The sequence below is a fragment of the Flavobacterium aquidurense genome, assembly GCF_002217195.1.
Lineage (GTDB): Bacteria > Bacteroidota > Bacteroidia > Flavobacteriales > Flavobacteriaceae > Flavobacterium > Flavobacterium frigidimaris.
This window is the reverse complement of sequence record NZ_MUGR01000014.1, coordinates 253197-272818: the sequence shown is the minus strand read 5'-3', so window position 1 is coordinate 272818 and position 19622 is coordinate 253197. Positions and strand designations below refer to the sequence as shown.

Sequence of the window (19622 nt, the reverse complement as noted above, 5' to 3'; positions counted from 1 at the left end):
TTGCTTCGCAAAGAATTATTGATACATTTGCGTTATTATTTTTATTGATTCTAATTAAAAACAATGCGTCTCATTTTACTATTTTTTCTAATTTCTACTACTGTTTTTTCTCAAAGAGTGATAACAGGTAAAATAATAGATAAGGAAACTTCTACCACATTATCGGGTGTTTTTATTCTTGATACAAAATCTGATAACTGGAGTATTTCTGATAAAGAGGGAAAATTTATAATTACCATTCCTTATTTTGAAGATATAGAACTTAATTTCTCATTGCTGGGAAAAATGGAAACCAATATCATTTTAAAAAATGATCAGAATTACATCACTGTTTCTTTAGAAGACAATACACTTCGTCTTAAAGAAGTTGTCGTTACGGCTAATACAGAAAGAAAATATTCTGAACTGACATTAGGTACAAATGCCATCAATAATGTGCAGGCTTTTTCGCTAGATGATGTTTTACAGCAGCTTCCGGGACAAAGTACTACAAAATTTAATCTTAACGAGTTTAAAAATATTGTATTCCGTACCGCATCAGAATCGTCACTTTCTTATGCAACCAAAGCTTTTGGAACTTCTTTTGTGATGGATGATATCCCGATTTCCAACAACGAGAACATGCAGGCCTTTAATCCCAATTCAGGTCTGGGCGATTCTTTTGGCACAAAAACGAACACTTTTACAAATACCAATAAAGGAGTCGATTTAAGAGAGATATCGACTAATAATATTGAGGAAATAAAAGTCATTCAGGGAATTGCTTCTGCCAAATATGGTGATATGACTTCGGGACTTGTTTTAATAACGACAAAGGTTGGGAACAGTCCGTATCGTGTTTCTGCGTCGATAAGGGATGCGACATCTCAGCTTAATTTAACCAAAGGAGTCAAATTCAATTCCAATAACTCAATGAATTTCGGTATTAACTATCTGGATGCTAAAGCTGACCCGAGAGATAATATTTTAAATTTTAAAAGGGTAAACGGGAATATATCCTGGCAGTATAAAAACAACGATGCTACTGTAAAAAATACGGTAAACACCTCTTTCAGAATGAATCTCGATGATGCAAAGAGTGATCCGGACGATCTTACGGCTGTTGTTGTAAAAAATGAAAAGCAAGGATTTTCTATTTCGAATAATTTAATGTGGAAACCTAAAAATTTATGGGTAGACGGAATTAATGTCAACGCGAGTTTGAGTTACGACCGCCAGTTTAGCCGTAGAGAAAGATGGCTTAACACCTACACTTCCGCTGCAACTGATAGCCGTGAGGAAGGCATACACGAAGCCATCATTGTTCCTTCGCAATACACGAGTATTAGTACTGTAGAAGGTATTCCTATTGCGACATTCGTAACACTGGAAACGACAAAAACGTTGACCAACAAAAGCCATTGGATTCATAGTCTGGTTTTTGGAATTTCAAACAGAATGAGTTCCAATAAAGGAGAAGGAAGAAAAAATGCTGCTACCGGATTATTTAATCTATACACACTCGGAACAGAAGGATCAGGCAAGCTCGCCTACAGAGATTATGACTTTGGTCTGACAAAAACAGAATATCAGACGTCTGCTTATCTGGAGGACAGAATATTTAAAAAATTTGAAAACGATCGACTTTTAAATGTTGACTTAGGTGTACGCTTTGACAATCAAATGGGAAGTATTTCTTTACAGCCCCGCATAAATTCATCGTATACACTTAATAAAATAGTCCGATTACGGGCCGGAGGAGGGATATCATCAAAAGCACCCTCCCTAAACCAATTGTACACAGGCGACCGTTATTTTGATAAATTAGTAGGAAGCGGTATTTATACCTATCCCGGAATTTATCAAAAAGCCTGGATACAGACCATTATAACTCCCGGAGATAATTTAAACTTAAAGCCCAGTAAATCTTATCGAACAGAAGTTGGATTAGATATTAAACTGCCATTTGCTTCTGTCAATTTCACCGGATATTACAACAAACTCTTTGATGGTTTTTCAGGTCAGCAGGTTCCGGTTTATAAAATAATTCCAAAAGCACAGGTTATCGTTACAGGAACTGAGATTCCAACTTATGAAATTAGCGGAACCGAGAAGTTTTATTATATGAGCAATGCAATAACAAACAACAGCACCTCAGAAGATAAAGGTTTGGAAACGACCATTAATTTCAAAAAAATAAAAGCACTTAATCTGGATATAAGTATGAATGCTTCTTATACCTCGACAAAAGATTTTTCAGACGTAAAAGAATATTATCCTTCATCTAGTCTTCTTTCACCTGAACTATACGGCGTATATGATAAAAAAAACTATTGGATGGATAATTTTACAACAAGCTTTAATTTTAACTATCATATTCCGGCTGTCGGTTTGCTTGTTTCTGTAAGAAGTGAACACATTTTATTACGAAATTCTAAATCTCCCACCGGTAATTTTTTAAACGGTTACTTAGACACTGAACTTGTGTATCATGAAATTTCGACTGAAGACAGAACAAACATTCAGAAATACGGACATCTGATAAGAGATCCTGGCCAAACGCAAAGTAAACTTCAAAATGTACTACATAATTTTCATCTAAGGGTTTCTAAAGATTTTTTAAATGGTTTCAGCGTTTCGCTTTATTCTACCAACTTTTTAAACCTCAAACCCTATTATTACGATACAAGCGGCCTGAAAGTATTATCTAATATTGCCCCGCTTACATTTGGAGCAAGTCTTAATTATCAATTTTAAACTATATATACCATGAAAAAAACATTCCTTATTACTATAACTTTCATGTTAGGATTACTGATACAATCCTGCAGCAATAACGACGACGAGGCGTTAAAACCTGTAAACCTTACCGTAACGCTTCAATACGATGAGACATTCAATAGTCTTGCAACAAAAAAATCAACTGTTCTTATTGTAAATAACGAAACTGGAAATAAATACACTGTGGAAAGTGACAATAATGGTACTGCACAATTCAATCAGATTTTGCCTGGTATCTATTCTGTTTCTGCAACTAAAGTGATGCAGTCTGACGAGTTTACAGCAACCTTTGGTTATACACCAACTGAAACGGAAGTTAACTTTAATGGTGCCGAAGCAAGCTTAGTGGTAAACACAGCAACTGCTCCAGTCAATATTACAATGAAAACATCAAAAGTAGGTGACTTTGTTATTAAACAAATTTACTATGGTGGTTCTGACACTAAAAAAGGGGCTGTTTTTAGAGATCAGTTTATTGAAATTTACAACAACTCAAATGCAATACAATATGCTGACGGATTGTATATCGCACAATTATACGGTACGAATGTTACAACAGTATTTGCTTATACACTTTCTACAGGTCAATTTGACTGGAGTAAATCTGAAGAAATGACACTGGGTGATGCTGCAAACAAAGAGTATGTATACGCTTCTAATGTTGTACAAATTCCAGGAAACGGTACCCAATACCCGATACAGCCAGGAAAAAGTATTGTAATTGCTCAAAATGCTATTAACCACCAATCGAACTATATCGACAATACAGGAAAATCAGTAAGCATATTAAATCCTGAATTAACGGTTGATTTAAGTACTGCAGATTTTGAAGCATTTTTAGGAACTTCTTCTGGTGATCTTTATCAATTTGACATTCAAAATCCGGCAGTACCTGATTTAGGAATTGCATATTGGGGAAATGGAAACAATGACCTGATTCTGGATCCAAGCGGAAGACAATCTTTTGCCATTTTTAATATGAATACTGCTGAGTTTGCAAGTCTAAAAAAATACAAAAATCCTAAAGGCGAGAAGAATTCGTATTTACAGATTCCAACTAAAGTACTTACAGACGGTGTTGAACTTACAAAAGATTTAGGATCTGGTCTTGTACCCAAAAAACTGCCTGCACACGTAGACGGAGGAAACACTTATTTGCCAAGTGGTTCTTATTCTTCAAAATCTGTAATGAGAAAGACAAAAACAACAATTGGAGGAAGAATTATTTTACAGGACACCAATAATTCGACTAATGATTTTGTAGAAACAAAAGCAAATCCAAGAGGATTCAACTAAAATTTTCATTAATGAAAATCACAACTCCTACACTTATTAATACCAAAAGTAATGCCCTGAAATATTGGGCATTACTTCTTTTTTTTATTGTTAATCATTTTACAGGACAAGCTCAGGACAGTATAATGGTGACCAATCATCTTATTGATGTCCAGCTTAAAAATCAAATATTCAGATATCCTGTCAATTATACCGGACAGCACATCAAAGATTTCACTTTTACAGAAGTATCATACGAATACCAAAAAAATGAATTCGCCAGAAAACAGATCGCGAATGAAATTAATTCTTATCAGTTTTTAGCTCAGGGCTATTATACGACGAGATCAAAATGGAATTTATTTGGCAATTTATCCCTTAAAAAAACAGACGAAAAAGATTTGGGATGGGTTCTTTCTGACGATCGTTCTGAAGAACAGGAAGTTATTCTTCCTCATTATTTTTATGTTCCCAGAAAAGCCAACTGGACTAATCAGGAATATAAAATTAGCGGAGGACTTTCTAAGGATATTACCAATCACATATCAATTGCTGCAAAACTTCATTACAATGCCGGAAAATACACTAGAAATCTGGATCCGAGGCCTGAAATTATTTCAAGGAAAATTGGAGGAGAATTACAACTGGGATATCAGTTAAAAGAAAACCATAAAATTTTTGCTCTGGCAGATTATGCCAGATCTGATAAAGATTTTTCATACAAATACAAGGATACACATTCTAATGTAGAGGGCAATTCGGATACTTATTTGCGATTTAATACAGGGTACGGAAGAATTATTAATTATTTCAAGTCTAATTATTACAACAGTACACGATTTCTTTATAAAGAAAATCAAAACAAAATGGGCTTAGGTTATAACTTTAGTACTAAGAACAGCAAGTTTACTGTTTTATATTATAACCAAAAATCAGATAACAATTTCTACAGCGACGTTTTTGACAATCCAGATAACCAAAGGCTGACTATTAAAACAACTACCAATCATGCTGAGCTATTTGCTTTGCATAAATGGGATAAAAAAGAAATAAAAACAACATTGAAATTTGACAAAAGCAAGGCTCAAAATTATGATTTAAAAAATAATGGCTATAATTATAAAAACAGTTTAAATGCAATTAGTTGGTTAAGTGCTGTTTCACAAAAAACAGGCTCGCATATTGATTATCTATTTGGATTGGATGTCCTTTACCAAAAAAACCAATACAATGATATTATGGCGACCAATGATACTGAAATAAACTCGCTTAATACAGGGATATTTGGAAGCAGGGATTTTTCATTTGGAAAAAGTAAATTAAACTCCACCGTAAGTTTTAATATGTATTTCCCGCTTCCGTCAAAATTAGAATATTACGATACTTCCGGGGGCACAGATGCTGCTTTTCTAAACGAAGTCATTATTTATGATTATGTCGTGAGTACCACAAATTATTTTGCTCCTGCGTTGCGATTAGAATACAGTTATCCGGTAAAAAACAATAAAACAGTGGTTTTCTTTACCAACTTTAAAGAAAAAATAGCACTAAAAAAACAAAATGACTACAATGCCATTATCAATACCAATACTACTTATTGGATTCAGTGTGGTGTACAATTAAATTATTAAAAATGAAAACAAAGTTTATTGCCATTGGGGTAATGGTACTATCACTTATTATCGTTTCTTATACTAAGATTAACCCAACGCTTTCTATTTCGGAATTAAAAAAATTATACAGCAGCGGCGATTATCAAAAATGGCCAAAGCCAGAAGTAGATTCGCTTGTTTATGCACAAGGTTTTGAAGACATAGGTGTTCTGGGTCAACCTGAATTTCCTGAAGACAACAAATACAGCGAGGAAAAAGCAGCCTTAGGGAAAGTCCTTTTTTTTGATCCTCGATTGTCCAAATCGGGACAGATTTCCTGTGCCAATTGTCATGATCCGGAGTTGAACTGGGGAGATGCCAGAAGGGTTTCTTACGGAGAAGGAAGATTGCAAGGCATCAGAAATTCTCCGAGTTTAATGAATATCGCTTATGCGAAAGTTTTCTTTTGGGATGGAAGGGCGGTAACGCTTGAAGATCAGGCAAGCTTTCCTATAAAAGATACCAAAGAAATGAATTTTCATATCGATTTAGCGACAAAAAGACTCAATAAGATAAAAGGCTACAAACCTTATTTTCAAAAAGCTTTTGGCAAAGAAAAACTCACGCAAACCGAGATTTTAAAAGCCATTGCCACTTTCGAAAGAACCTTAATAAGTCCGAAAAGCAGATTTGACAAGTTTGTCGCAGGAGATTCTACACAATTAACGAACAAAGAAGTTGAAGGTTTGCATTTATTCCGGACCAAAGCCCGTTGCATCAATTGCCACAATACGGCTAATTTCTCTGATAATAAATTCCACAATATAGGTTTGACTTATTACGGCAGAGAATACGAGGATTTAGGCAGGTACAATATTACCGGAAAAGCCGAAAATGTAGGCGAATTTAAAACGCAATCATTAAGAGGAGCTGCACAAAATGCCCCTTATATGCACAATGGTTTATTTCCGAATTTGCGTGGCGTTTTAAACATGTACAATGCAGGAATGCCGCAACCTAAAAGAAAAGAAAGTCAGGTAAATAATACTTTGTTCCCGACAACTTCAAGATTAATACAAAAATTACAATTGAAGCAATCAGAGGTTAATGCTTTAGAAGCTTTTATAAATAGTTTGTCAACCGGAGCTTATAAAATGAGACCGCCGGAGTTACCGCAATAGTTCTTCTTTTAGAAAATAGAGCAAAGAATAAAGAGAATAGATTTCTATATTTTGAGAATAAAAAAAGAGTCAAGACTAATTTTAATTGCGTCTTGACTCTTTTTGTTTTATTTATTCGCTTTCTTCCAGCTTCTTTATTCTATTTTCTTTATTCTATTCTCTTTATTCTATATTCTATTCTCTTTACTTCACCATCACACCCTCAACAAACAAAATCGGCACTTCTTCCGTATCGTTTTCGTTGATTAGATTTGATTTGAAAATGAATTTCTTGTCGTATAGCTTATTGTCGATAAAGAATGTTACCATGAATTCGTTGTTTAGAACCAACAAACTTTTTTCGACCATTTCGATTTTTACTACAGAAACGGCTGGAACTTCTACAAAAGCGTGACGTAAAACCGAAGTTTTTTTCATTTCGCCATCTATCGTTCCAAATGCTTTTGAAACAACCATTACGCTGTCTAAATTGAAGTCGCTGTCGTTTACAAGATAAGCGTACCACACTTTCTCCATAAAATCATCGCTCCATTCCTGAACAGCGGCCAGGAATACGTTTTCTACTTCGGGGATTGTTATATCTTTTTTCATTGTTTCGTGAACTGTAAAATGTAAAAAGTGATTAGGAAGCAGCAAACTTCTAACTAATCACTTTTTACTTATAACTTTTTTTAAATATTAGCCTTGAATTGCTCTAAGAAACGAACGTCGTTTTCGTAAAACATACGAATATCGCCAATTTGGTACAAAAGCATTGCAATACGCTCTACTCCCATTCCGAAAGCAAAACCGTTGTATTCGTCCGGATTGATATCGCAATTTTTAAGAACGTTAGGATCTACCATTCCGCAACCTCCAATTTCTAACCAACCGGTTCCTTTTGTGATACGGTAATCAGTTTCAGTTTTCAGACCCCAATAAATGTCAATTTCGGCACTTGGTTCTGTAAATGGAAAGTATGACGGACGTAAACGAATCTTAGATTTTCCGAACATTTCTTTGGTAAAATAAAGTAATGTTTGTTTCAAATCGGCAAACGATACATCTTTATCAATGTATAAACCTTCGACCTGGTGGAAAATACAGTGAGAACGTGACGAAATTGCTTCGTTACGAAAAACACGTCCCGGAGAAATAGTACGAATTGGCGGTTTGTGATTTTCCATATAACGCACCTGAACAGATGATGTATGCGTACGCAACAACACATCAGGATTAGTCTGAATGAAAAATGTATCCTGCATATCACGCGCCGGATGGTATTCCGGTAAGTTTAATGCGGTAAAATTATGCCAGTCGTCTTCGATTTCCGGACCTTCGGAAACGTTGAAACCAATGTTGGCAAAAATATCTATAATTTGGTTTTTAACGATCGAAATAGGGTGACGCGAACCAATAATTACCGGTTCTGCAGCACGCGTTAAATCGCCAAACATTCCTTTAGATTCTTCCTTACTTTCAAGCTCTTCCTGAATAGCTTTTACCTTTTCTTCTGCGGCAGTTTTTAAAGTATTCATTACTACTCCAAAATCTTTTTTCTGGTCGTTTGGAATATTTTTAAACTCATTAAAAAGTTCTCTTACTAAACCTTTACTCCCCAAATATTTAATACGGAATTGCTCTAAGGATTCTTTATTTTTATCATTAAAGGCTTTAGCTTCCTCTATATGTTGTTTTATCTTGTCTATCATCGATCTTACTTTGAAGGTGCAAATTTAAGGATTTTGTTCTAAGTATGAGGTCTAAAATTTAAAGTTTCCTTTCAAATTCATGAATCTATCTTATCAAACTAATTTTCTGTTCTATTTGATTGACTTTTTCCAGCCAAAAAGTTATTCCTTCGTCGTTTTTAATAATTTCTTTTTTATGTTTTGATGCCACTTTACCCAGTTCAGCCCAACTTTTATTCCATTCTTTATCTCGCTCGATATTATTCGTCGGTTCTATTCTGGAACGCCAAAACTCTATATTTTTAAAGTATTTTTCTTTTAAATCTTCAAAATACTCGATTAGTTTTTCTTTAGAATTAGGAATATAACCCGGCCCGCTGCAGCCACAAGAATGAAAAGCGATTCCAACAGAATAGAGACTTTTCATATGTTCCCATTTTTTGAGATCATCTTTTCTGGGCGATTCAAAATCAAGTCCCATACTCGCCATTAAGTCCCCACATTCCGGACATTTAGCTTCCTGAACTGATTTTTCACCTCTTTGTATGTCATTCATCAATCTTCTTTTAAATGTCTTTCGACAATTAAAACAAGCATAATGTGGTTTATAAGAACCCATTGCATATCTACACATTTCTTTCTGGTTTTCAGTCGCAGTTTTCAGTCGCAGTCGCAGTTTGGCACTGTAAACTGCGACTGTAAACTGAAAACTAAAAAACTATTCAATAAGTTCTCTTTCTAAAAAATAATTCACAATGGCTTCTTTCATCAAAACCGATTGTTCTCCCGCTCTTAGTGACGGCAATTCTTCTTTTACTTTGTAATGTGGCCATCCTTCTGCGTCAAAAAAATCGAATTCATAAAAACCGTAAGGTTCTAATAATCGGCAAATAGCGATGTGCATCAGGTTTAATTTTTCATCTTTTTTGAATTCACGGTGTACTTTTCCGAGTTCCTGAACTCCAATTAGGTAAATTATGGCATCTAAATCTAAATCTTCTCCTTGCGAGAACTGATTAGATAATATATCGACGAGCTTTTCCCATCGCTCTTTTAGTTGTGTATCTCTGGACATTTTATTTGTGGATTTTAGATTTTAGATTTCAGATTGAAGAACAATTTAAAGATTATTTAAACGTAATTTCTACTATCATAGCTCTAAAATTATTATCGCAAAGATAGGAAGTTCAAGTCCAAACACCTAAAATTAAAGATTTCTCATATATTATTAATAAATGGGCCGCGGATTTAATCGATTGAACGGACTTACGTTGTTTTTTGTTTGTCCATATGTTTTTTAAACACATAGAAACATAGACTTAACTTTATCAATAAGTCTGTATTAAAAAAACTAGTTTTTCTCACATAGCCAATTTCGAATAATAACAATCCTCAAAAGCTAAAACCTTTGCGCCATTGAACCTTTGCATCTTTGAACCTTCAAAAAGCAGATAATTCTTTTATATTTGCGCCTTAATTAAATGAAAACAGAAACATGAGTTTTTTTGATATTATTGTTGCGGCTCTTCTTGCTTTTAGTTTATACAAAGGCATAACAAACGGGCTCTTTGTAGAAATCGCTTCTTTTATTTCTTTATTGTTGGGAATCTACATTGCTATTAAATTCTCTTCTTTTATGAAGGAACTGATCATGAAACACGTTTCGTGGAATCCGAACACCATACAAATTACCGCTTTTATTCTAACGTTTATTCTGGTTGTAATTGGTGTTTATTTCTTAGCCAAAATCCTTACCGGAATTGCGGATTTTGCTTTTCTGGGATGGGCCAATAAATTGGGCGGCGGTTTTTTCAGGGTTTTAAAAACGATTCTGATTCTGAGTATATTTATTGCCTTATTTGAGAAAATGAACTTCAATGAAACTTTTGCAAAAAAAGAAACTCTCGATAAATACTTTTTTTATAATCCTGTAAAAAAAGTAGCCGCTTTCGTTTATCCTTCTATCGAAAAATGGTACGATACTTTTAAGGAAGAGCATGTTAAAAGTTCTGAAGAGAAATCAACTGAAAAAGAATAAATATTATTTCAAAAAGAAAGTCTCAGCGGGACAATATATTTATAAAATATGGAGCTCCGATGGAGCTTCATTGACCTATCTACAATTATTTGCTATAAACATACCGCTCCGATGGAGCTTAAAAACAATAAACCCTACAGGTTTTAAAAACCTGCAGGGTTTGGCAAAAATTACGTTTAGCACTATTTTACCAGTTTATTTCTAGTTTTTCACCTTTTTTCAAGGTGATATTTTGTTTTTTATCTCCACTTCTTAAAACGGTTTTCCCTCCTGTTTTTGAAAAAACTGTGACTTTCTTTAAGACTTTATTCTCCCAATTCATTTCGATTTCAAATCCGCCACGGGCACAAATTCCTTTTACAGAACCGGTTTCCCAGGCATCCGCTAAAGCGGGTAATAATCTGATTTCGTTTTCGTCTGATTGTACTAACATTTCGGCAACGGCTGCAGCTCCGCCAAAATTTCCGTCGATTTGAAATGGCGGATGTGCGTCGAATAAATTCGGGTAGGTTCCTCCTCCTCTCCTTGGTTTATCGGTTTTCTTTCCGTCGGGATCTACGTAACGCAATAATTCGCGGAACATTTTATAGGCGCGGTTTCCGTCCCAAAGTCTTGCCCAAAGATTGATTCTCCAGCCTTTTGACCAGCCTGTGGTTTCATCGCCTTTTATTTCTAATGTCTTTTTTGAAGCTGCCGCTAAATCAGGAGTTTTCTCCGGCGTGATATGATCACCGGGAAAAAGTCCGAATAGTTGTGATTGATGACGGTGTTTTGGATCTTCGTCATTCCAGTCAAAATACCATTCCTGAAGATTTCCTTTTTTACCTATTTGATACGGATGAAATTTAGAAAGTGCTGCTTCTAACTTTGCCCTGAAATCGGCATCCGTATTTAAGACTTTTGAGGCTTTTATCGTTTTATCGAAACATTCTCTGATCATGGCTAAATCTGCTGTTCCTCCGTACATTGTCGCACCAATAAAACCGTCTGGTGCCACGTATTTATTTTCCGGGGAAGTAGATGGTGATGTAATTAGATTTCCGTTTTTATCAGTAATCATCCAGCCTAAAAAGAATTGTGCTGCACCTTTCATAATCGGATAACCTTCATTTTTCAGGTAACTTTTATCCTGCGTAAAAACATAATGTTCCCAAATGTGGGTGCTTAACCAGGCGCCTGCCAATGGCCAGCACGCCCAACTTGGATCTTCTTTTCCAAATTGTCCCACGGGATTTGTCATTGCCCAAATATCTGAATTATGCGCTGCAGCCCAGCCTTCGTTTACGCCATAAAAAGTCTTTGCCGTCACTTTTCCGGTTACCGTAAGATTTTTGATAAAACTTAAAAGCGGCATATGCAATTCTGAAAGATTGGTGTTTTCTGCCAGCCAGTAATTCTCTTCGAGATTAATGTTCATGGTGTAATTACTGCTCCATGGCGGGTTCAAATGCGGATTCCAAATACCTTGTAAATTCGCAGGAACGCCCAAAGTTCTGGAACTGCTAATTAGCAGATAACGTCCGTAATTGAAATACAGGATTTCGAGGTTTTTATCTTCTTTTCCGTCCGCGTAACGCAATAAACGTTGGTCTGTTGGCACATCCGGAGCGGTTGTTTTGCCTAAATCTAACGTAACACGGTTGTAATATTTTTGATAATCGGCAACGTGTGCTTCTTTTAACTGATCGAATGTTTTTGCAACTGATTTATTGAGGTTTTGCAATGCAATGGACACATCATCTAATCCCTCAGTTGACGGATTTTTGTTAAAACCATTAAAACTTGTCGCCACTGATATATAAATATAAGCTTCAGTAGCATCTTTTAACGTTAAAGTAGCATTGGAACTTGTAATCTTCCCGTCTGTTTTTTTGATTTGAATTAAAGTTGTAAATCTTGTTCCTCTTTCATTTACTTCTTTATATTTTGGTAAAACCGAATATCCGGCATTTTCATGAATTGGAGCAGATCCTTTCATCACCAGAACATTATTTCGTACTTCGGCATTTGATTTCAGCAAACTCCTTAAATTAATATCAAAATTTAAAGCTCCTTTTTCACTGCTTGTCAATTTGATTACCATGATTTGATCGGGTGCCGAAACAAAATATTCACGGGTAAATTTTATACCGTTCATTTCATAACTCACTTTTGATACTGCATTCGAAATATCGAGTTCGCGATAATAATTGACTGCTTTTCCTTTCTCGGAATTATTGATTTCTACTGTTCCTAAAGGCGCATACGACTCTGAGTTTTTGCCTTGGATTTTTTTGTTTAATTCGTCGGCTAGTTTATAGTTTTCGTTTTTGAGTGCTTCGCGAATAGCCGGAATGTTTTTGTAGGCTTCGGGATTCATATTGGCATTTACGGGTTCACCTGACCAAAGCGTAATGTCGTTGAGATAAATTTTATCTGAATTTGCTCCGCCAAAAACAGTTGCACCCATTTTTCCGTTTCCTAAAACCAGGCTTTCTTCAAAAAATTCTGCTGGCTGATTGTACCATAAAACATGAGAAGATTGCGCATTCATATTGATGCACAAAGAGGTAAATAGTAAAGTGAGAAATGTTTTTATGAGGTTTGATTTCATGTATTCTTTTTTGATTTTGAATTTCGTTTAAATATATGCCGTTCCTATGGAACTCTCTTTACGTTCCTGGTTTTTTTTATCAACGGATTAACATCCGTTGCTACAAATATGTCGTTCCTCCGGAACTTTGATGACCTGTGTTTTTACTTGCATATCCTAACAGGTTGAAAAAACCTGTTAGGATATTGAAACCCAATGTGTGTGCGTGAGGGATAGAGCTAAGCTACCGCAGTAGCAGTGAAAGCCCGACCTTATTTGCGAAAGGCGCACATAAGCGGTTTGTTAAGTAGCGCCTTTTGTAAATACGGTCACGCCCAAATGTCACACAAAAATATTATTTACTAACCTTATAGATTTCATTTGCCGTAATCATTTCCCAATTATCGGTTCTGAAAGGCGATGCCGGAAACTTTTCTTTGTTGAAAAGATTGATTTCGGTATCATCGTCTGCCCAACCGTAATGAATGGCAACGGGATTTTTTACTTCGTCGCTTGAAACGATAACTTTATTGTTCTTGATTATCGCTTTCGCGGAATGAAAAACTTTGTCGGCTCCGGCAATTTCGAATCCTTTTACGTTTTCTGAATGATCAGAAGTGGATAATCCGCTTCCGAGATTGTCGAAAGTAAGGATTATTTCGTTTCCTTTTATTTCCTGAGATTTAAAAGTTGGTCCGCTACAGATTTGTTTTTTGCCGTAAACGTTATTTAGCGCAATTGCAGCCAAACGCAACCCTACGTCTTGTTTATTCGTTGGGTGAATGTCTTTTGCGTTACCAATATCAGTGGTGACAACCATTCCGGTATTTTTTAACTTTAAAGTTTCGAGCTGTGCTTCGCGAAGTTCTGCCCAACGGCTTCCTACTTTACTGTTTCCGTTGAACTCGTTGAAGGTTGATAATTGTACGAAGTAGAAAGGGAAATCGCCTTGATTCCATTTTGTACGCCAATCGTTGATCATTAACGGAAATGCTTTTTTGTATTGTTTTGCACGCCATACATTGGCTTCGCCCTGATACCATAAAACGCCCTGAAACACATACGGAATCAACGGATTTACCATCGCATTGTATAATAACGATGGATAACTGTTGGGTGAAACGGCTATTTTTACCTGTACAACATTGAATTTCCAAAGTCCTTCAAGCGGTAAATTGCTGTCTTTGAACTGAATTTTTAGATCGGCAGAATCGCCGTAAATTCCGCCACCGCCAGAGTAATCAGCAATTCTTAATGCGATTACGTTTTTACCTTCTTTAAGAACACCTGGTGGAATTTTATAAACTCGTAGTGTTTCCCAAATTTTATTTGTTCCAACTTCAACTCCGTTTACGTAGGTAATGTCTTCATCGTCTACTTTTGAGAGATGCAAAACGGCTTCACTTTTAGCTTGTTCAGCCGTTAAAGTAATTGTTTTACGCATCCAGACCACGCCATCGATATTGCCTATTTGTTGGTTTTCCCAAAGGGAAGGTACTTTTATTTCGGGCCAGTTTTTATCATTAAAATCAAATGTTTTAAACTGATCTTCATTTTTCATAGAAACATCAAAACCCTGAACTTTTTTTACATTATCCAGAACGGACTTTTTATACACTTCAAAAACAGCATCCATATCCACCTGAGGAACATCGGCAATCATGGTTTTGAATTCGCTGCTTTTTTCAAAAGCTTCACGGCTTGTCCAGGTTTCTACGTTTGTTCCGCCCCAGGAAGTATTGATGATTCCGATTGGGATTTTTAATTCGGTATATAGTTTCTTAGCGAAAAAGAATCCTGCTGCTGTAAAATCACGAATATTTTCTTTGTTGGCAACCAACCATTTTCCGGCTTTTAAATCTTCTTTCGGAGTCCCGCTGAGATCCTGTGCAACTCCAAAATGACGAATCATAGGATAATTTGAATCGGCCATTTCTTTTTCGGCATTCATGGTTTTATACATCTGGAATTCCATGTTCGATTGTCCGCTGCAAATCCAGACTTCGCCAACCAAAATATCTTTGATGGTGAGTTTGTTTTTTCCTGTAATGGATAACTCAAAAGGTCCACCGGCTTTTTCGGCAGACAGTTTTATCATCCATTTTCCGTCTTTATCAGCTTGCGTAGTTTTTATTTGTTTGTTGAAATGAACCTCAACTTTTTCATTTGGTTCTGCCCAACCCCAAACCGGAATTTCTTTGTTGCGCTGCAAAACCATTCCGTCAGAAAATAATAAAGGCATTCTAACATTGGCATTGGCCAAAATGCTGCACATTATAAAAAGAAAGATGATGCTTTTATTCATTGTCATTATTTTTTTAACCATATAAGTGATATAAGAAAATTTAAGTTTTAGATGCGGCTTGTGCTTGTGTTTTCTTATATCACTTATATGGTGAATTCATTATTTTTATTGTAATCCTTCAATCATTGCATTTAGCGCCTGAGTGTCAGAAACCGTATTGTTAGCTCTATTAATGATTCCGAAACTGTTATCGCCAAGACTTCCTTCGTCCCAATAGAATGGCAATAAACCATTTGCTTTAGCTGTTTTTACAACCGTTTTTAAATAATAAGCTCTTGATTTTAAATGTAAAGTTAAGGCATCGCCGGTTAAAGTAGTTCGGCGAATGGCGCCAAACTCTCCTAACAAAACAGGAATTCCTTTATCGACAAATTGTGTTTTCATTAATTTAAAGTATTTCTCTAAATCTGCTTCTTCACCCCAAGTTACATTTCGATCTGTATCTGTTGTCGAGTGATAACCTGTTCCCCAATAATAGAACATTTTTCCCCAGGATTCGTCTTTGGTTAATCCGGCGAAATTCCATGGTGTATAATAATGTACTTCGACCATCATGCGATTTGCTGCTGCATCTGTTGGCAAAGTCAACATTAGTTTATTTGTTTTTTCTATGTCTGTTGTTGGTCCCTGGACTACTAATGTACGGTATGCATTTTTACCTCCGGTGGAACGAACTGCATCGATAAAAGTTTGGTGATAAGATGTTAAAACTGCCATTTGTGCCGCATCTTCAACAGCCGGTTCATTGGCACTGGCAAAAAGCAAGTGTTCATCGAATCCGCGTAAGTGTGTTGCGATTTGTTCCCAGAAAGCTTTTTGCTTGGCATTATTTTCTTCTTTTTTGGCTTCGGTGATATTGTTTTCTAACCAGCCACCATCCCAGTGAATGTTTACTACCACATACATATTATTGTCTACACAATATTGCACGACTTCTTTTACTCGGTCTAACCATTCGGTTCTGATTTGAGCCGTTGCGGTATTGGCTAAATATTGATTCCATGAACATGGAATTCGAATAGCATTGAAACCGCTTGCTTTGACAGCATCGATTAACGCTTTTGTTACTTTTGGATTTCCCCAGGCGGTTTCTCCGTTAGTAGCTTCTAAAGTGTTGCCAATATTCCATCCTAACTTAATTTTTGCTGCTAATTGAACCGCTGTGCTGCTCATTCCCGAAGCATCAGCCGCAATAGGATTTGTGTTGTAACTTGGGTATAAACCGGCAACAGGATTTCCTGCTGCTTGCGAAACTGCGATCTGAACCGGTGCAGCTTCGCCTGAACTTACTGTAATAGTTGCTGTTCTTGCGTTAGTTGTTTGGTTTTCTAAGGCTGTTATTTTTACAATAACTGTCCCGGTAACTCCTGCCGACTGGCTCAGTTGTATCCAGTTGGTATCAGAACTTGCAATTGTCCAGGTCTGAACATTGGTGTTGATTTTAAAAATAGCATCGCTGCCTTTGCCAACAAAATCAATTTTATTGGTATCTACAGTCAGCGTTTTTTCTACAGGCGCCGGATTTACCGCATCTTTGTCTGAACTACACGCCCAGATAGTCAAAAATGACAAACATAAAATGGCACTAAACAGGTAACTCTTTACAGTATTTTTCATTTGGTTTGGTTGGTTTAATAGTTAGTTTTAAGTTTTATTCACGCAAAATCCTTTTTATTTATTAAAATAACCGTTGGTGTAATGCATAAAATTTAATTAAACACATAGAAACATAGATACTATGATTCTGAAAAAAAGAAATCAAAAAGAAACTAGTTTCTACACATAGTCCCGATAGCTATCGGGATGTGTTAATGCAAGTGAAACGCCTTTTTGAGTTCAATAAATTCTATGTTTCTATGTGTTAAAAATAATTACACTCCTACAGGTTAAAATAATGCTCTTTAATAAAAATTAAAGAGCATTACAGTTTCAAACTTTATTTGATTGTTACAACAACTTCTTTTTTGATATCTCTGGAAGAGTTTCCTAATTTCAACGTATATTTTCCAGGCTCAACAGTCCATTTTTTAGCGGTTACATCGTAATACGCCAATTCTTTTACCGGAACTTTAATGGTTACTGTAGCTGAGCTTCCTGCTTTTACCCATGTTTTCTGAAAACCTTTTAATTCCTGTGCTGCACGTGTTATTTTCGAATCTGATTTTGAAGTATATAACTGAACTACTTCTTTTCCATCTACTTTTCCTGTGTTTTTTACGTCTACAGAAACTGTGATTGTTTCGTTTTCTGCATACGAAGTTTTGTCTGTTTTTGCAGTATCGAAAGCAAAAGTGGTGTACGACAATCCAAATCCGAAAGGATATAATGGCGCGATATTTTTAGTATCAAACCAACGGTATCCTACTAAAATTCCTTCGGCATAGTTTACTGTTTTTCCTCCAGGGAAACTGTTTGTTGCGTGTGCCGGAGAATCCATAATTTGTTTCGGCATTGTCCATGGTAATTTTCCTGATGGATTTACTTTTCCTAAAATCACATCTGCCAATGCATTTCCGCCTTCTGAACCATTAAACCAACTCCAAACTAATGCTGATGTTTTTTTGCTTACGGCATCAATATTAAACGGAGCTCCCGCAATCATCACTACAATAGTTCTTGGATTTACGGCCAATACTTTCTGAATTAATTCTTCCTGACCAAATGGTAATTTTAAGTTTCTACGATCTGAAGCCTCTGTTTCGTAATCACGGTTTGAACCTGCAAATATGATGGCAACATCTGATTTTTTAGCAGTTTCTATCGCTTCCTGCAATTTAGCCGGATCTAACTGATCGATTGTTACCGGGCCGTTTGAGGTTATGTTTCCTAAATTTCCTTTGTTTTTCTCATCGTAACGCTCTAAATATCCTTCAGCATAATTGATTTTTATTGATGACGGCAATCTGTTTTTTAAACCTTCAAGCGGTGTAACTTCTCTTTTTGTTTTTACACCAGCGCCAAATCCTCCAAGGGCATTTTTCTTGGTTGCATTGTTTCCAATTACAGCAATAGATTTTACTCCGTCTAATTTTAATGGCAATGCGTTATTTTCATTTTTCAATAAAACGATGTCTTCCGCAGCAATTTTATAAGCATCCTGATAATGTGCTTCGGTGGCGATGCTTCCTTTTACACGGTCTTTTCCGCCCATCGCTTTTACCTGAAATAAAGTGCGCAGGATTCTTTTTACGTGAATATCAATTTCTGCTTCTGAAATTTCTTTGTTTTTAGCGGCAGCAATTAATTTATCGGCAAGGAAAAACTCATTGAAAGGTTTTGGAGTTCCCATTTCAATGTCTAATCCATTTTTTAAAGATTTTACAGTAGAATGTACTGCAGCCCAATCTGAAACTACAACGCCTTTGAATCCCCATTCGTCACGAAGGATTTTATTTAGCATATAATCATTCTCACACAAATATTCTCCTCTAAATTTATTATAAGCCCCCATCACACTATAGGCATGAGCTTCTTTTATCGAAGCTTCGAATGCCGGAAGGTAAATTTCACGAAGTGTACGTTCGTCAATTTGTACATCGACAAAATCACGATTGGTTTCCTGATTGTTGGCTGCAAAATGTTTTACACAAGCCATCACATCATTGTCCTGTAAACCAACAATTAATGGCACTGCAATTTTTTTATTCAAAAACGGATCTTCAGACATATATTCATACGTTCTTCCTCCAAGTGGTGTTCTCACAATATTTATGGCTGGCGACAGCAACATGTCTTTGTCTCTGGCGCGTAATTCCTGCCCGACACTGTTTCCAAAAGTATACGCCATTTCAGCATTCCATGTTGCGGCTAAACCTCCGCCTGCGGGATAATAAGTAGCAAAATCATCTTTTAATCCTGCCGGAGCCCAGTTGTCACGCGAAATTTCTTCACGAACTCCTAAAGGTCCATCGGCCATTTTAAGTTCAGGAATTCCCAAACGTTTTACGCCTCCGCTAGTAAACATGCTGTTACCGTGCAGCATTCCTATTTTTTCCTCAAGCGTCATTTGAGCAACCAACTTGTCGATTTCGGCATCAAATTGGGATCCTATTTCTTTGCCTTTGTACTCTTTTGCTTCGCCTGAATCAGAAACTGATTTTTGAGTTTCATTTTTACACGACGTAAATATTGCAAAAGCCAATGCCGCTGACAGGTATATGATTTTGTTTTTCATAAATTGTGGTTTTTTAGTTTTTGATAGTTTTTTTGAAATGTAACTCTAATCGTTA

13 protein-coding genes are annotated in these 19622 nt (G+C 36.1%); 5 read left to right on the top strand and 8 right to left on the bottom strand.

All coding sequences use genetic code 11. The features are described from left to right. The first annotated feature begins 63 nt into the window (after positions 1 to 63). The 4 genes from B0A67_RS08350 to B0A67_RS08335 are packed head-to-tail and all read left to right on the top strand — an operon-like array spanning position 64 to position 6808. A complete protein-coding gene (locus B0A67_RS08350) occupies positions 64 to 2736 on the top strand; it encodes a TonB-dependent receptor (protein ID WP_072956933.1) in 2673 nt (890 codons plus the stop codon). Between the two features lie 12 nt (positions 2737 to 2748). After that, positions 2749 to 4056, top strand: coding sequence for a DUF4876 domain-containing protein (locus B0A67_RS08345; RefSeq protein ID WP_072956936.1), 1308 nt, complete (start codon positions 2749 to 2751; stop codon positions 4054 to 4056). 11 nt (positions 4057 to 4067) lie between these two features. Next, the gene (locus tag B0A67_RS08340; protein ID WP_072956939.1) at positions 4068 to 5666 is read left to right on the top strand and encodes a DUF6850 family outer membrane beta-barrel protein; all 1599 of its coding nucleotides are present in this window, start codon (positions 4068 to 4070) and stop codon (positions 5664 to 5666) included. Positions 5667 to 5668: 2 nt separating this feature from the next. After that, positions 5669 to 6808: a cytochrome-c peroxidase gene (locus B0A67_RS08335; protein WP_072956942.1), complete on the top strand. Its 1140-nt coding sequence runs from the start codon at positions 5669 to 5671 to the stop codon at positions 6806 to 6808. 183 nt (positions 6809 to 6991) lie between these two features. Here B0A67_RS08335 and B0A67_RS08330 read toward each other — a convergent pair whose 3' ends face one another. The 4 genes from B0A67_RS08330 to B0A67_RS08315 all read right to left on the bottom strand — a co-directional run bounded on the left by B0A67_RS08330 (position 6992) and on the right by B0A67_RS08315 (position 9553). Next, a complete protein-coding gene (locus B0A67_RS08330; protein WP_072956945.1) occupies positions 6992 to 7399 on the bottom strand; it encodes a hypothetical protein in 408 nt (135 codons plus the stop codon). A gap of 80 nt (positions 7400 to 7479) precedes the next feature. Beyond that, positions 7480 to 8499, bottom strand: coding sequence for a phenylalanine--tRNA ligase subunit alpha (pheS, locus tag B0A67_RS08325; protein WP_072956948.1), 1020 nt, complete (start codon positions 8497 to 8499; stop codon positions 7480 to 7482). An 85-nt stretch (positions 8500 to 8584) separates the two neighbouring features. Beyond that, positions 8585 to 9034, bottom strand: coding sequence for a hypothetical protein (locus B0A67_RS08320; protein WP_207557317.1), 450 nt, complete (start codon positions 9032 to 9034; stop codon positions 8585 to 8587). Positions 9035 to 9196: 162 nt separating this feature from the next. Then, positions 9197 to 9553 (bottom strand): hypothetical protein, encoded by a 357-nt coding sequence (locus tag B0A67_RS08315; RefSeq protein WP_072956955.1) that lies wholly within the window; start codon positions 9551 to 9553, stop codon positions 9197 to 9199. Positions 9554 to 9973: 420 nt separating this feature from the next. On the opposite strand from B0A67_RS08315, the gene B0A67_RS08310 reads away from it, so the two are divergent. Beyond that, the gene (locus B0A67_RS08310) at positions 9974 to 10516 is read left to right on the top strand and encodes a CvpA family protein (RefSeq protein ID WP_072956959.1); all 543 of its coding nucleotides are present in this window, start codon (positions 9974 to 9976) and stop codon (positions 10514 to 10516) included. Positions 10517 to 10703: 187 nt separating this feature from the next. On the opposite strand, the gene B0A67_RS08300 is transcribed toward B0A67_RS08310, so the two are convergent. The 4 genes from B0A67_RS08300 to B0A67_RS08285 form a co-directional block, all read right to left on the bottom strand. Then, the gene (locus B0A67_RS08300; RefSeq protein ID WP_072956965.1) at positions 10704 to 13109 is read right to left on the bottom strand and encodes a glycoside hydrolase family 95 protein; all 2406 of its coding nucleotides are present in this window, start codon (positions 13107 to 13109) and stop codon (positions 10704 to 10706) included. Positions 13110 to 13443: 334 nt separating this feature from the next. Further along, positions 13444 to 15393, bottom strand: a complete 1950-nt coding sequence (locus tag B0A67_RS08295; RefSeq protein WP_084074499.1) for a sialate O-acetylesterase — start codon at positions 15391 to 15393, stop codon at positions 13444 to 13446. Between the two features lie 105 nt (positions 15394 to 15498). Beyond that, positions 15499 to 17010 (bottom strand): cellulase family glycosylhydrolase, encoded by a 1512-nt coding sequence (locus B0A67_RS08290; protein WP_072956970.1) that lies wholly within the window; start codon positions 17008 to 17010, stop codon positions 15499 to 15501. 319 nt (positions 17011 to 17329) lie between these two features. Beyond that, the gene (locus B0A67_RS08285) at positions 17330 to 19567 is read right to left on the bottom strand and encodes a glycoside hydrolase family 3 C-terminal domain-containing protein (RefSeq protein WP_072956973.1); all 2238 of its coding nucleotides are present in this window, start codon (positions 19565 to 19567) and stop codon (positions 17330 to 17332) included. Positions 19568 to 19622: the final 55 nt, after the last annotated feature.